Here is a 14,693-nt window from a genome sequence, read left to right as displayed (position 1 = left end):
CCATCTCCCGGCAGCGACACGCCAACACCTAACGCCTACAAGCGATTTCGTGGCAGCGACACCGGCATCAACTCACTTCTTAAACACTCCCTAGGCGTTGGCGGCTACGTCGTCAGGAATGCTGATCGTAATCCGCTTCATACTCCAATCATGGCATCCAGAACCGATGTGCATTGCCGATCAGCCGACCCTGGACCGAAACTGGAGTGCTCGTCTGCAAGCCGAACTCATGACACGTGACAGGTGAATCGGCGGCCGGTGAGGGTGGCGGGGAACGGGCCGCGGCGCGGGGTGTCGGATGGGTCGTAGAAGGTTGCGCTTGCCGAGCCGGTGAACTCGTCGCCGTGCACGGTCAGGTCGAAGCGCACGATTCCCTTCTGCACCATGGAGGGATCCTTGCGGTCGACGGTGAATTCGAGGAAAGCGCCGGATACCGTTGCGCCATCAGCCTTCCAAGTACCCATGCCGTTGCTGTCGCTGGTGGTGCGGTTGCCGTGGTCCGGATTCGATTGCGCCATGGTGCCGTCCGCGTGGAAGGTCATGACGTGGTAGCCGAACGGTGCGCCGTCGGCCACCACTTCCCAAACGCCGACGATGCTCATGCGCACAGTCCGGCCAGGAGTTCGATGCCGGCTTCGATCCGGCGTTCGGGCACGGTGGCGAAGCTCAGCCGGATCGCATTGCGTGGCGCATCGGCGGCCGCGAAGAAGGCGGATCCGGGTAGGAATGCCACTCCCCTGTTCAACGCTGGGGCAACCAACATGTCGGCATCGAAATCGGTTGGGCCCTGCACCCATACGAACATTCCGCCATCGGGTTCGGTCCAGCTGAATCCGGACGGCAAGTATCGACCCAAAGCGGTCACCACCGTATTCAGTTTGGCCGCATAGGATTCCACGAGCAGCCGCAGATGCGCGGAACCCACTGGCGTGCCGAGGAATTCGGCGGCGATCGCCTGATTGAAGGCAGAGGTCTGCATATCGATACCCTGTTTGAGGGCGAGTACAGGCTCGAGCAGGTCGTCCGGGAGCACCGTGATGCCGATCCGCAATGCCGGGGCAAGGGTTTTCGACAGCGAGGTGATGTAGGCCGTACGGTCCGGCGCGAAGGACCACAGCGTCGGCAGCGGCTCTCCGCGGTACCGCAGGTCGGTGTACACATCGTCTTCCACGACGAGCGCCTCGTGCCGGGTGATCACCGCGGCCACCCGCGCGCGTCGGGCCGTGGACATGGTCCGCCCAGTCGGGTTCTGGAATGTCGGCAGCAGATACACGAACGCCGGAACATGTTGTGCCAGTGCACTATCCAATGATTCCGGCAGGATGCCGTCGGCATCGGAAGCGACCTCGACGACCAATGCGCCGTGGCTGCGGAAAACCTTCACGGCCGGACCGTAGGTCGGGGTCTCCACCAGCACCACTGCCCCAGGATGCAGCAGCGCCATGCAGATGTTGTGCAGTGCTCCGGATCCGCCCGTGGCGATGTGCACCCGCTCGGGCGAACACCCGATTCCACGACCGGACAACAGTATTCGCGCCTGCTCCAGCAGCGGCGGGAAACCCTGCGTGAGTCCGTACTGCAATGCGCTGTTCCCGTACTTCGTGATCGCGGCCGCGGCCAGTGACGACACCAGCTCACCTGGCAGCAGTGCCGGGTCCGGCGCGCCGACCGCGAACGAGATCACATCCGGCCGGCGCGCCAATGTCGCGAACGCGTCGTCGATCGGCCCGCTGCGCATGGCCGTTTCCCGGCCGAACGTGACACCCGTGCTCACGCCTCCGCCTCGCTGACGCTCGGCTCCGGCCCGAGCACGCTCGTGGCTGTGTTGTTTGTTCGCTCGCTGCGCTCACTCATACCCGAGCCAACTCCTGCCGCAGTCGCGCGGCCACCTCGACTGCCGCGGCATCGAATTCCGGCGTCAGCACAAGGTCATTGCTGAACAGCGGATCGGTGCGCACATCCACCGCCACCAATCCCTCGGTGTCGCTGAGATTCACCGCCACATGAACCACCCCCTGGGGGATGTACAGAAATTCGCCGGGCCCGTGTACATAGGGCTCCAATTCGGGGCCGATCAGCGTCACCGCCTGTCCCGTCACGCAGAACACGATGGTTTCACTGTGCTCATGCAGATGCGCCCGCGCCACCTTGCCCGGTGCCATGTTCACCAGGGCCGCCGAAATCCCTTCGGCACCACAGGTATCCCTGGTTATGCAGGGCAGTAGATGCTGCTCCTGCGGTCCCACGACCTCCGCGACATCGGCTGCGGCAACCACTCGCGCGGACTTGGCAATATTTCCCATTCGGCAATCCCAGATATCGTTGGAGCGGGGGGAGGGTATCGTCGGAGGACGTCAATGGATGACTCCTCTATCCAGCGAGCTTCGTTCGCGCTGTCTCCGATCGAGTTCTCGACAATCGGCACGGTATGGCACCTGTCCGCCGGGAACATCCGCCGTGACCGACCGAAATATCCGCACCTTTCGTTCCTCGCATCCGCCCTGGGACCGCGCCGACTCGAGCTCGATGACCGGCCGCGATGGTGCCGACCCCGGCCGGCTGATGGACCGCCGGACATAGATGCGGATATTCCCGCCCGAAATGGCGGATGATCCGGCACCCCTGCTGGCCTAGTGTCCGAAATGCGACCGCCCGGCCCGTACGAAATCGGCCGGGCACAGAGCATTCGAACGCAGAGGATCGGGTATGCGGGTGATCGTGGTCGACGACAACGACGATGCGGGCGACGCACTGGTGCACAAGTTGCGCCTGCGTGGGCACCAAGCCGATCGCAAACGTCGGGGCTCGGACCTGCTGGTTACCCACCATCGCTATCACGCGGTCATCCTCGACCTCGATCTGCCGGATATGTCCGGGCTGACGGCGCTGCGCAAGCTGCGCGAGGTCAGCACGGTGCCGGTGGTCGTGCTCACCGCGGATGCCGATGAGCGCTCGGTGGTGCGAGCGCTGCGCAGTGGCGCCGACGACTATCTGGTGAAGCCGACGCGGGTGGCGGAGCTGGCGGCTCGGCTGTACGCGATCGCGCGACGGCTTCCGGTGCCCGCCGTCCCCACACCGACAGCCATGGTCGTCGCGGGCGATGTTCGGGTAGATCTGGAGGCCGGGGCGGTTGAGGTCGCCGGTCGACAGGTGCAGCTGACCCGGGTCGAATTCGCGGTGCTACGGACGCTGGCCGAGCAGCCCGGTACGGCGGTCAGCCGTGAGCAGTTACTCGACCGCATCTGGGGCGATGCGTTCGTCGCGGTATCGCATGCACTGTACGTGCACGTCAATGCGCTGCGCACCAAGTTGAACCGCCCTGGACTCATCACAACCATCCACAGCTACGGCTACCGGTGGAATCCGGGTGCCGCCGTGGCGAATTCGGTCGATGTCGAGGAGTCGATGGCGGTGGGTGCTCTGGCAGGGCGCACCGCCTGACCGGTCCGTGCCGCAGTGGTCGCGAACGCCGCCGCACTGGACTCGATCCACGACCAGTCCTCACATCGCCGATCGCAACCACCGCGGCACCAAGATTCAGTCACCTGATCAATAACCGCATCGGCGATCGCGACCGGCGGCATCAGGCTCCGTCACCTGACCGATCAGCGAATCGGAGATTGCGCCAAACGCGGCGGCTCAAATCACCCCGCCCAGCTGGCTTCTGGGCCAAATCGCTATCCATCGAGCGCAGTCACATGGCGGTGCCGCATGACGTGTCGTGTCGCGTTTCGACTGTGCTCGGCGAGCGAACCCGACGATTCCGACCGCAGCGGCATCAGGCTCGCGCTGCCGGTCGACGCAACGGGGAGTCGGGCCGTCGCGGCATCAGGCCCGCGGGTGCGTAGTGCACCAGCGCAAACCGAACATCGCGGTACCTGGCTCACTTGACTGGTCACCGCAGCAGTGATCGCGACCGTCACGTCGGGGCCCACCTCACTGGTCACTGCACCGGTGCTTCCGACCATCGTGGCATCACGATCGCGGCAAGTAGCGCCCCGGTGAGAAGCAGTGCGCCACAGATCAACAGGGCAATGCGGAAGCCACTGCCGAACGCGACGGCATCGGTGATTCTCGCGCCCGAAATGCCGACAAGCCCCGGCAGCGCGGCGACGGCGAGCAACTGTGCGGTGCGGGCGACAGCATTGTTCACCCCGGAGGCGATCCCGGAATCCCTTGCGGAAACCGCGGCGAACACCGCCCCCGTCAGCGGAGCCACGAACACCGCCAATCCGGCACCGAGCATGACGGTTCCTGGGAAGACCGCACTGAGATAGGTTGCGCGCGAGCCGATCCCGGTCAGCAGAACCGCACCGCACGCCGCGAGCGCAGGCCCGAGGATCATCGGGATTCGTGCGCCGTGCCGCTGCGCCCACCGACCGGCCGACGCGGACGACACCAGCATGATCCCGGTAATCGGCACCGTCGCCAAGCCTGCCGCCAGCGGCGAATACCCTGCGACCACTTGCAATTCCAGTGGCAGCAGGAAGTACACGCCGCCGAGACCCGCATATACGGCAGCTGTCACCACGTTGGCCGCGGTGAACACACGCGAGGTGAACAGTGCGGGCGGCAGCAGCGGATGATCACCGCGCATCTGGACCCACACGAATAGCCCGAGCAGTGCCACGCCGAGCAGCGACATCCATCCTCGCCCGCCGATGAACCCATAGGTCAGCGCACCCAGCCCGGCCACGGCGGTCGCCGCACCCGGCAGATCGAGCGGCCGCGCATCCGCATTCCGCGATTCCGGAAGGTAGCGAACCGATACAACGGCGACTGCCACAGCGAACGGCACGTTGATGAGAAATACCGAGCGCCACCCGGCCAACTCGGTCAACCAGCCACCGACAATGGGGCCGACCGCCTCGATAACGCCGATCAGCCCAGCCCACACGCCAATTGCGGCACCGTGGTCGCGACGATCGATTGTCGCCGAGATCAATGCCAGGCTGCCCGGCGTGATCAGCGCACCCGCGATCCCTTGCACCACCCGCCCCGCAACGAGCATTTCCATCGAGGACGCGACACTGCAAAACAGAGAGGCCAGCGCGAAACCGACACTGCCCCAGATGAATACCGTGCGTCGCCCCAACCGATCCCCGAGCGCACCGCCGACCAGGATCAGCGACGCCAGGGCCAAGGTGTAGCCACCGACCACCCACTGCAGATCGGCCACATCGTCGCCGAGACTCGAACCGATCCGCGGCACCGCGATATTGACGACCGACGCGTCGAGCACCACGACCGCCGAGCCGAGCACCGCCGCCGCGACCACCCAGCGTCCGGTGACCGAACGCAGGCGCGGTGGTGCGGGCGCGACCAGGTTCGGTGCAGCGAGATCGCTCATCGTCTGCAAGAGCCGAGTTCGATCAGTTGCCCGGCCTCGGCCGCCGACACGATCGCATCGGCGGACCGGCGGAGCCACTTTCGGCGCTCGGTCAATCCCCGCAGGACATCGGCGCGCGGTGAGGCCGCGAGATCGTCCTCGGTGAGTTGGATATCGATACTGATGTGAGGCCGCACTGCTTACTCCGATGGATGCTGAATCGCCGACGCAGGATCAGGTGTCGCGTACAAACCTTGCGGTCCACTTCTCCGACAACGGAATTCTCGGCGCCGCCGCCACGCACCCGCCAACCGGCGAATCGCACATTTACATCGGCTTAAGTTTTAACGCGCTGCGGATCAATGCCGAGTTCGGAGAGGTTCATGGCCATCTTCTGGTGCACCGCCGGGACCCAGTCCAGCGCGCGCAGCACCGTATTGCGCACGCCGCGCAAGGGCGCACTGCCGACGGTCGCGACACGAGTCATCTTGTCGGTGAAGGCGACGACGCTCTCGGCGACCGGCCGCCGTTCGGTCTCATAGGCATCCAGGACGCTGTCATCGGCACCGTCGCGGATGACCGTAGCGAGCTTGGCGGCCAAGTTCAGCCCGTCCTGCAGCCCGGTGTTCATGCCCTGTCCCCCGGCCGGACTGTGCACGTGCGCGGCGTCACCGGCGAGGAAGATCCGACCGGCGCGGTAGTGCTCGGCCAAGCGGTGGTGCACACGGAAGCGGGAGCTCCAGACGATTTTCTCGACGGTGGCCGGATTCCGCTGTGGTCCACGGGTACTCAGCAGATGTTGGACGTGGAAGTGGTCGGGCTGCGGCGGGGCATCGTCCACGGTGGCCACGATGCGGTGCCGTCCGCCCGGCAGGGGTGCGATGACGGTGACGCCCTCCGGCGAGAAGTACAGCCGGATCTCCGCATCCGGCACATCACCGCCCAGCACCGCATCGGTCAGGACGAATGATTGTGCGTAGGTGTCCCCTTCGAAGGCGATACCGGCCTGCTCACGGACCAGACTGTGCATCCCGTCGGCGCCGACGACATAGCGCGCCCGGATCACTTCGCCTGCGGCCGTGGTCGCCGTGACACCGTCCGGATCCTGAACCAACGACGTCAGCTCACACGGCCGCGTGACCCGGGTGCCGGTGGACTCCAGTCGCTCCAACAGGATCTGCTCGGTGCTGTCCTGCGGAATCAGCAGCGTATAGGGATAGTCGGTGGGCAGATCGTCGAAGCCGACATGCAGCAGCACCCGGTCGCGTTCGCGAACGGTGGCCTGCGGCACGATGATTCCGCGCGCGATCATTTTCTCGGTGACGTCCAACTCGGTGAGCACCTCGAGCGTGCGGGCGTGCACGACGGCGGCACGGGAGGTGTTGTCACCCACGGCCTGTAGCCCAGGAGGGGCGCTCTCGGGCAATGCCGCCGAGGACGCATGGTGATCGCCTGACCAGCTGGGTTGGGGTTACGTCGGGTGGGATGGGGTGGGAGGATCTGGGGTATGGAGGATTCTTTCGGGGGGCGGCGTCCGACGAGTCATGAGCGGATGACGGGGGTGCCTTGGGATGCGTCGTATCAGGATGGGCCCGCGCCTTGGGATGTGGGCGGGCCGCAGCAGGCAATAGTGCGGTTGGGGGCTGGCGGCGGGTTCGCGGGGGCGGTGCTCGATGCGGGGTGCGGGAGCGGGGAGAATACGCTGTACGTTGCGGCGTTGGGGTTTTCGGTGCTCGGCGTCGATGTGGCGGAGACGGCATTGGCGACGGCACGGGCGCAGGCCGTCGAGCGCGGGCTCGACATCGAGTTCGTTGCGGCCGACGCGTTGCAACTGGAGCGGTTGGGGCGCAAGTTCGAGACGGTGCTGGATTGCGGGCTGTTCCACACCTTCGACGGTGACGAGCGGCGGGGATATGTGGCGAGTCTGGCCGCGGTGACCGAGCGCGGTGGCACGCTGTATGTGTTGTGCTTCAGTGACGAGGGTCCCGATACCGGCCCGCACCCCGTCAGCAGGGAAGACCTCGAGACGGCATTCGATTCCGGCAGTGGATGGAATATCAGTGCCCTCGAACCGGACCGGATCGAGACGAGATATCACGACGACGGCGCACCTGCCTGGCTCGCCACGATCAAACGGATCTAACACCTCGCGGGCAGGCTGCGGGCCGCGTGCCTGCGCTCATGAATAAGCATGCGCGGCGCGCGATCTGGTGCGCGGGAAGCTGAGTGCGGCTCCAGGGTCGGCGTTACTTCCCGGACAGGGCCGCCGCGATCTCGCGGCGTGATCCGATGCCGAGTTTCGCCAGGATATTCGATACGTGGGACTGAATCGTCCTGCGCGACAAGAACATCTGCGCGGCGATATCGGAGTTCGAGAAGCCTTCGGCCACCAAGGCGGCTACCTTACGTTCGGTATCGGTCAACGCGGCCCGTCCAGACTTGGGACGGTTACGAGGTCCGCGAACGCCGCGTCGAATGCCGTACGGGCGCATGCGCGCGACCGCGCGGGCGGTATCCCAAGAAGCGCCGAGGCTGGTATAGAGCTCGACCGCCGAATCCAAGGCCGCGCGGGCATCGGAGCCGCGCCCGTCTGCGGCGAACAATAAGGCGGCGTTCTCATATGCCTGCGCTTCATAGAACGGTCGCCCCGCCTTCCGGAAGTAGGCGGCGGCTGTGCGCAGGACCGCGGGGTCGCGCTCGGCGACACCGCGACACAGCAGCGCGGTACCGGTTCTGGCCGCCGTTGGTTGCCGCCGCGCCGACTCGGCCGATGCCGCCACCACCGAACGCGCCGCCTTCTCGTCACCGACGTCGGCGGCGAGACGCGCGATATCCGGGAAGATGTAGTACAGCGTGGGCGAGGTCAAACCGCCCGCGAGGCGCTCGGTTGCGTCGAGCAGAAGATCGAGTGCGCCGCGCGGATCACCGTGGGTCTCGAGCATCAGCGCCTTGACCCACGGATAGAACTGGCCATTACCACTGCTGCCCAGTTGATCGTCCGGTGCGGGGATGGCTTCCGGATCCGGCAGGAACGTGCCGCGGTGGATGCCGATCAGCGCGGACAGGCTGTGCAGAATCGGGGTGTAGCCGAGGGCGTCGGGCACCGACCGACCCGAAGTGCATTCGACGATCGCATCATCCCAGCGTCCGTCCAATAGATGCAGCCGCGCCTTGGCGACCACACTCGCACCGATATAGACACCGTTGATCCGGCGACTGTGCACGATCGCCTTGTGTAGCACCGCTTCCGCGTCGGCGAGCCGATCGAGCTCGATCAAGCAGTGTGCGTAGAGGATGTACGGGTCGAACTGATAGGAGCCGAATCCGTTATCGAAGACGGCAAGGATGCGGCTGCTCAATTCCAACGCCTCGTCGAGGTATCCGTGGGTATAGCGCACGGCCCCGATGGTCAACAATCCGTATCCGGTCACCAGCGGATTCTCGATGGCATCCCCGATCGCCAACGCCTTCGCACCCGCCGACTCCGCGGCTTCGATTCGGCCGAGGAAGAGGTTGTTCAAGCCGCTCATCCCATGGAATCTGCCGGCCTCCTCATCCGTGAGATTCCTTGCGGCCAGAGCTTTTTCGGCAACCGCGACGACTTCACGTAGATCGCCGCGCGCATGGCAGGCCTGCACCAGCAACCACCGCAGTTCGGTATCGTCCTCCGGCCGGTTCAGCAGCGCAGTGCGCACCAGGGCTTCGGCCTCGGCCGCACGACCGTTCCACAGCAGCGCTTGGGCGTGCAGCTGCAGAAGTGTGGGACGCATGCCGAGGTCCGCCGTACCCGCGGCGCGCTGCAACAGCTGCACCGCGATCTCGGGCGCGCGCACGATCAGCTTGTCGGCCACCGCGACCAACCAGTCGAGCGTCTGCGTATCGAGCTCGTTCTCCCCCGTCAACAGGTAGTACGCGATCCGCTCGATGGGTGCGTCGGTGGCCAGCAGGATCTGTCCGGCCCGGCGCAGCAATCCGGCGCGCAGCGAATCGGGCAGCTGATCGGCGAGCACCTGACGGATCAGGTCGTGCCGGAAGATCAGTTCGGAGTCGGCGCGGGTAAGCAGGCCGCCGTCGGTCGCCTCGGTGACCACATTCCAGATCTCCAGGATCGGACTGTCCAGTACCGCAGCCAATTCCGCGACGTATACGGTCGGTCCGAGCGCGGCGGCCATCGGAAGCACCTGCCGCGCAGACCGTGACAGGAATTCCAGCCGCTGCGCGATCGCCTCCGCCAACGATGCGGAGGGACCATCGGCCAGATCGGTCGGATCGGCGGTATCGGCGACCACCGTGATCGCCTCGTCACGCAAAAGCGAGGCCACCAATTCCGTTATGTAGAGCGGATTTCCACCCGCACCGACCACTTGCCGCATCAGACCCGGCCCCGGAGCCGCACCGACCATATGCCGAACCAGTTCCGCCGCAGCCGGTTCCGGCAGCGCACCGAGCCGAATCGTCGACGCACGGCGTTCCACCAACTCGGCCGTCAACGCTACCAATCCGGTGTCCCGCGGCAGCGGGCGCGCCGCCAGCACCAGCAGCAGCGGCGAATCTCCGACGACCCAGCAGAGACGGTTCAGCACCGTCAGACTCTGCCGATCCGCCCAGTGCACATCGTCGATGATCAATGCGACCGGACCAGCGGCACACCAGGTATCGACCAGGTCGAGGATCGCCTCGGTGATCGCGAACTCGTGCGTCGCCGCACCGTCGCCGGCGCGATCCCCACTGCGCAGCAACGCACGCACCGGATCGGATCCCCGATCACTGTCCAGCCAAGTGCACACGGCCGCGAACGGCACCTGCCGCTGCAATTCCTTTGCCGCGCCCCGCCGCACGCTCAGACCGTCGGCCGCATATCTGGCAACGGCCGCATCGAGCAGCGCGGTCTTTCCGATCCCCGGCTCGCCCTCGACGAGCACCACCATCCCCTCCCCCGCGACAGCGCGCCGACCTGGCGACACCACACGCTCGACCTCGGCATCGCGACCGACGAAGACGGAGGTAAGGGGACCCTGCATGCAGAGGATCCTATGCGTCTGCGCGCCGTTGTGCAGAATGCACATCCCCCGCTCAGCGCGATTTCCGGCCACCCGATGCGGATATTCCCACCCGCTATGACGGATGTTCCCGACGCAGGGCTGCCATAGGTTCGGCGATGACGGCCGACCGCGACCCGGAACCGGCCGGGCACAGCATCCGATCGGCCGCCGACCAGAGGAGAACCGTTGCAGTCCGAGGCACCTACCCGGCACCCCGCACTCACGGTTGTGCGCGGAATCACCCGCATCGCTGGTCATCTCGCGCGGGAAGCGGTCACCCGTCCACAGGCCCTGCGTGCGGCCGATGTGCCGGTGACCGGTCGAGAATTGACCACCGATTGGCTGACCGCCGTACTGTGCTACGACCATCCGGGTGCGGTGGTCGAGGCGTTCGATATCGCGGACAAGAGCAGCGGTACTTCGACGCGGTGGAAACTCACCGTCGGCTACAACGAGATCGGCCAGGTCGCGGGCCTACCGGAAAACCTGTTCGCGAAGACGACCGCAGGTTTCAAACAGCGGTTGACCCTCGACTTGGCCGACATCCTGCACGGCGAACCCGGCTTCTTCAAACATGTACGGCCCAATCTGGAAATCGAGGCGCCGCGCGGCTATCACAGCGCGGTCGACAGCCGCTCGGGGCGCTCGATCTCGCTGCTCGAGGACATCGTCAGCACCAAGGGCGCCAGCTTCTGCACGCCGGGCACCCCGATCGGACGCGAGCAGATCGAGGATCTGCTGCGCACCATGGCGACCTGGCACGCCCGCTACTGGGACGACGAAGGACTCCGCCTGCACACATGGCTCAAAGCGCCGCGGGCACATTTCGCCAATCTCGACCGGTTGATCGGCATGTCCAAGCGGGCGCGAGTCGGGGCCCGACGCGCGGCCTCGGTAATCCCCGCAGCGCTTCCCGCCCAACATGATCGGTTATACCGCGCCCTGGAGCGTTCGCTCGAGATCGCCAGCACCGGACCGCAGACCTTTCTGCACGGCGACAGTCATATCGGCAATACCTACGTCACGTCCGCGGGCCGGATGGGTTTCACCGACTGGCAGGTCGTGCTGCACGGCAGCTGGGCCTACGACTTCGCGTATGTCGTCGCTTCCGGGCTGGAGGTGGCCGACCGGCGGGCCTGGGAACGCGAGCTACTAACCGGATACCTGGAACGGCTGGCGGACTGCGGTGCGCCGGCGCCCGACTTCGACACAGCCTGGCTCGCCTACCGCCGGCAGGCACTGTATCCATATTTCATCTGGCTCTCGACCATCGGCCACAGCGCCATTCAGCCGAAGTACCAGCCCGATGAGGTCTGCCTCGGAATCATCGAACGCACCGCGACGGCCGTGGTCGACCTCGATGCCGCCGGAGCCGTCGAGGCGACCGGATGAGCGGACCGGAGATGGCCGACGCGCATTGTCAGTCGCGTTCGCCTGTCCCCGCTCCTGAGAAGCATCCCGGCCCGACGACCACTACTGTCCGTGCGTAGCCGAATCCACTTGCCGCACAGGCTTCGAATCAGTGTGCACCGAACCCCCGACCGATCCCTCGAATCTGAAAAGATGCGAATCTCCTAACGGTTCACTATTGATTGTGCCGCTAAATAGCGGCACAATAGATCTCAGACAACCTGCATCCCCGGCACACCCACTACCGACCAAGCCCGGGCTCGGCGGGACGAAGGAGATATCGGTAACCATGAACCTCAAGTCGAAGAAGGTCGTCATAGCCGGTGCGGTCGCCGGTGCACTGGTGATCACACCGGCCGCCATGGCGATTCAGTCGACCATCGCGGCGCCCGGTAACCACAGCAACAGCAATGGCGGCGGCGCCCGAGGCGGCGGGTACAGCAACGGCAACGCGGGCAGCCGCCGCGTCGCCGATCAGGATCACGCCGCCTCCGGCAACAACTCGAGCCGGGGCTCGTACGAAAGCGGCGGCGACAGTGGACGCTGGGTCTGGGTGCCCGCTGAGGGCAGCCGCTGACCACTCCCCTTGTGGCTCTTCACATTACGAATACGACCGCCGCTCCGAAAGGAGCGGCGGTCGTATTCGTATGTGCACTGCAGCCGATGCGTCGTACCACCTACCCCTCGAAAGGCAGACTCTCACCGGCAGTCAATTGCACGCCACCAGTGGCCAATCGACCGCTGACAAAGACCGATGCCCTCCCGGGCGGCGTGCGCGAAAGTGCGCGGCCGCCCGAAAGGGCATCAGCGGTAAAAAGATTCGCGGTTGGCGACTCAGGTCAAACTGCCGTCGACGCACAGGCTCGACGACCGCCAGGACGGTCCCGGCCGGTTCGCACTCATATCGAAGGTCCAGTCCGAAATCGGCCCGGCCGCACGCCAATACAGCCCGCCGCGGCCGTCCGCAACGGCCTCGTACATGTCCTCGCGACCCTCGATCAGCTGACTGCCGACGCAGTAGTCCATGTAGTCGGTGCCCGGCTGCTGCGCCCCCGGGCTGAACTTGCCGGCTGGATTGCCGTTGGTACCAGGGTTGTACACGGAGCTACGGCCGCGGGCGTAGCCCTCACGGGACCACCGCGCGAAGCCGAAGAAATCGGACTCGCACCGGTATGTCCAGCCGCCCGCGGAGATCGCCACGCCCTGAGGGATGGCTTCACCGGCCCACAGGCAGCGCACGCCGATATCGGCGTTGGCCGCCGGTGTCTCGGTGCCGATGCCGAATCCGCCGACTCCCGCCGCGATCGCCGCAAGCAATGACAATGCTCGGATCTTGTTGCGTCCCTTGGCATTACGTGCCTGGTCGGGACATACCGTAGGTCTGGGTGCGCCGCGCAGTTCGCTGACGTTGATCATCGACGTCTCCTTCATCATTGTCTCGCCCGCCGGCCGACGTCGATACGGACCGGAGGGAGGTGCTGTTCCCGCTGTCTAATGTAACGCTATTTAACGGCACGTTGAGCTAAGTATCGCCAACTGTGGGAACGATGAAGAGGAAAGGCCTGGCCAGGACGTGCGTATCCGAAAGATCGGCCGCAAGCCAGGCAAGAAATTGCACGCGTCGGCACGAGCCGAAGGCGCGTCAGGCGTCGGGCAACGCCTCGGTGAGCTCGCTGTCCTGTTCGAGATACTTTGTGACAAAGCGGTTCACGAGCTCGGCGGTCGCCTGCCCCGGACGGATCCGCGTCTCGGCCACCCGGTCGGCTAGTACCGCCCTATCCGCAGGGGTGCGCTCGGAGTGCTGATACGGCTCCCACGCCGACCGATGGAACAGATCGACGAAGCGGCGGGCGATCCGGTCGCAGTCCGCGCGCAGCCGCTCCAATTCGCCGAGCAGCGCATCGACGGGCGTGCCCGCACCCTCCAACTGATCGAAGATGCGGATCAGCTGCGGATCGGCAATGCGGTAGGTGGCGGCGTCGACCGGTTCGTACAGACCGGCCGAGACCACGCGGGCCAAACCGTGCGGGACGTCGCGGTAGCGCTGCTCGAGTTCGGTCGCCGCGATCGTGTCACCGGTCGGCGGCGCGGTGGACTGCGTCACACCGGGCTCCGCGACGCCGAGGATGTCGCCGAGATCGTCACCGCGATCCCACGCCTCCAGCAGTTCCCTGATCCCGTTGAGCTTGATCCCCCGGTCCAGCAGACGGCTGATCGTCTGTACCCGATTGAGGTGATCCGGTCCGTAAAAACCGGTGCGGCCCTTGACCTGTGGCGGGGGCAGGATGCCGCGCTCGGCGTAAACCCGCAGGCTGCGCACGGTCGTACCAGCCTGGCGCGCCAGCTCATCGATCGTGTACTCCACGTCCCCTGCCATATGTCTAGGAAACCACACAGAAACATTACTCGTAGGTAAGCATACGTCAGTGATGTCGGGTACCTATGGTTCGCGACCCGCCGTCAACCCCCAATGACACCCCCTAACTATTCCCGCCGTTGGCAATTCGATCCACCGCACCGGCGACGGCGGGGCCTATCCTTCGGATATGACCGAGGCGCAGGCTTCTCGAATTACCGTGACGGAACGGGAACGGGCGCTGGAACAACTGTCGCACCATCTCGGCACCGGGCGATTGAGCCTCACCGAGTTCGACGAACGCAGCGCCGTTGCCGCGGCGGCAACCACCAAAGGACAATTGGCGGAATTATTCGCCGACCTGCCCGGCGCTACACCGGCCGCACCGTCCACACCGTCCACACCCACCGGCGGTAATGCGCTGCAGCGACTGCGGACGATCGCCGCGGTGGTTTCGATCGTCGCGGTCGTGCTCGCGGTCGCCACCGGCAACTGGCTGTGGCTGCTGGCGGGCACCGGGACCATCGTCGCCTTCGTGGTGCAGCAGCTGCGTTGA

Annotated in this window: 14 protein-coding genes; 5 read left to right on the top strand and 9 right to left on the bottom strand. The window is 65.6% G+C overall.

Translation table 11 applies throughout. The features are described from left to right. Window positions 1-227 precede the first annotated feature (227 nt). From ACZ60G_RS40415 to ACZ60G_RS40405, 3 genes are all read right to left on the bottom strand, one after another. The gene (locus tag ACZ60G_RS40415; RefSeq protein WP_465817249.1) at window positions 228-602 is read right to left on the bottom strand and encodes a hypothetical protein; all 375 of its coding nucleotides are present in this window, start codon (window positions 600-602) and stop codon (window positions 228-230) included. Beyond that, a complete protein-coding gene (locus tag ACZ60G_RS40410) occupies window positions 599-1,774 on the bottom strand; it encodes an aminotransferase-like domain-containing protein (RefSeq protein WP_465817248.1) in 1,176 nt (391 codons plus the stop codon). Before ACZ60G_RS40410 ends, ACZ60G_RS40415 begins: the two co-directional genes overlap by 4 nt. 76 nt (window positions 1,775-1,850) lie before the next feature. After that, window positions 1,851-2,303 (bottom strand): cupin domain-containing protein, encoded by a 453-nt coding sequence (locus ACZ60G_RS40405; RefSeq protein WP_465817247.1) that lies wholly within the window; start codon window positions 2,301-2,303, stop codon window positions 1,851-1,853. A 403-nt stretch (window positions 2,304-2,706) separates the two neighbouring features. Here ACZ60G_RS40405 and ACZ60G_RS40400 point away from each other — a divergent pair, with 403 nt between their 5' ends. Further along, window positions 2,707-3,441: a response regulator transcription factor gene (locus ACZ60G_RS40400; RefSeq protein ID WP_465817246.1), complete on the top strand. Its 735-nt coding sequence runs from the start codon at window positions 2,707-2,709 to the stop codon at window positions 3,439-3,441. Window positions 3,442-3,943: 502 nt separating this feature from the next. Here the strand turns inward: ACZ60G_RS40400 and ACZ60G_RS40395 are convergent. The 3 genes from ACZ60G_RS40395 to ACZ60G_RS40385 all read right to left on the bottom strand — a co-directional run bounded on the left by ACZ60G_RS40395 (window position 3,944) and on the right by ACZ60G_RS40385 (window position 6,722). Beyond that, on the bottom strand, window positions 3,944-5,350 hold the full coding sequence (locus ACZ60G_RS40395) for a DHA2 family efflux MFS transporter permease subunit (protein WP_465817245.1): 1,407 nt from the start codon (window positions 5,348-5,350) through the stop codon (window positions 3,944-3,946). Continuing rightward, window positions 5,347-5,526, bottom strand: coding sequence for a hypothetical protein (locus ACZ60G_RS40390; RefSeq protein ID WP_465817244.1), 180 nt, complete (start codon window positions 5,524-5,526; stop codon window positions 5,347-5,349). The genes ACZ60G_RS40395 and ACZ60G_RS40390 overlap by 4 nt, the downstream gene beginning before the upstream one ends. Window positions 5,527-5,666: 140 nt before the next feature. Further along, window positions 5,667-6,722 (bottom strand): FAD-dependent monooxygenase, encoded by a 1,056-nt coding sequence (locus ACZ60G_RS40385; RefSeq protein WP_465817243.1) that lies wholly within the window; start codon window positions 6,720-6,722, stop codon window positions 5,667-5,669. A 159-nt stretch (window positions 6,723-6,881) separates the two neighbouring features. Between ACZ60G_RS40385 and ACZ60G_RS40380 the strand changes: the two genes are divergently transcribed. Then, the gene (locus ACZ60G_RS40380) at window positions 6,882-7,472 is read left to right on the top strand and encodes a class I SAM-dependent methyltransferase (protein ID WP_465817251.1); all 591 of its coding nucleotides are present in this window, start codon (window positions 6,882-6,884) and stop codon (window positions 7,470-7,472) included. Window positions 7,473-7,575: 103 nt separating this feature from the next. On the opposite strand, the gene ACZ60G_RS40375 is transcribed toward ACZ60G_RS40380, so the two are convergent. After that, the gene (locus ACZ60G_RS40375; protein WP_465817242.1) at window positions 7,576-10,350 is read right to left on the bottom strand and encodes a helix-turn-helix transcriptional regulator; all 2,775 of its coding nucleotides are present in this window, start codon (window positions 10,348-10,350) and stop codon (window positions 7,576-7,578) included. A gap of 207 nt (window positions 10,351-10,557) precedes the next feature. Here ACZ60G_RS40375 and ACZ60G_RS40370 point away from each other — a divergent pair, with 207 nt between their 5' ends. Then, entirely contained in the window at window positions 10,558-11,763 is a 1,206-nt protein-coding gene (locus ACZ60G_RS40370) for a phosphotransferase (protein WP_465817241.1), read from the top strand. Window positions 11,764-12,070: 307 nt separating this feature from the next. After that, window positions 12,071-12,358 carry a hypothetical protein gene (locus tag ACZ60G_RS40365; protein WP_465817240.1) on the top strand — a complete coding sequence of 96 codons (288 nt, stop codon included), beginning with the start codon at window positions 12,071-12,073 and terminating at the stop codon, window positions 12,356-12,358. A gap of 257 nt (window positions 12,359-12,615) precedes the next feature. Here ACZ60G_RS40365 and ACZ60G_RS40360 read toward each other — a convergent pair whose 3' ends face one another. Together ACZ60G_RS40360 and ACZ60G_RS40355 are read right to left on the bottom strand one after the other, a co-directional pair. Then, entirely contained in the window at window positions 12,616-13,197 is a 582-nt protein-coding gene (locus tag ACZ60G_RS40360; protein ID WP_465817239.1) for a hypothetical protein, read from the bottom strand. 226 nt (window positions 13,198-13,423) lie between these two features. Beyond that, on the bottom strand, window positions 13,424-14,158 hold the full coding sequence (locus ACZ60G_RS40355) for a MerR family transcriptional regulator (protein ID WP_465817238.1): 735 nt from the start codon (window positions 14,156-14,158) through the stop codon (window positions 13,424-13,426). Between the two features lie 169 nt (window positions 14,159-14,327). Here ACZ60G_RS40355 and ACZ60G_RS40350 point away from each other — a divergent pair, with 169 nt between their 5' ends. Further along, window positions 14,328-14,693, top strand: a complete 366-nt coding sequence (locus ACZ60G_RS40350; protein WP_465817237.1) for a DUF1707 SHOCT-like domain-containing protein — start codon at window positions 14,328-14,330, stop codon at window positions 14,691-14,693.

This window comes from Nocardia sp. NPDC102475, from assembly GCF_055584605.1.
The sequence above is the reverse complement of the archived record's forward strand: the minus strand, read 5'-3'. Positions and strand labels throughout refer to the sequence as shown.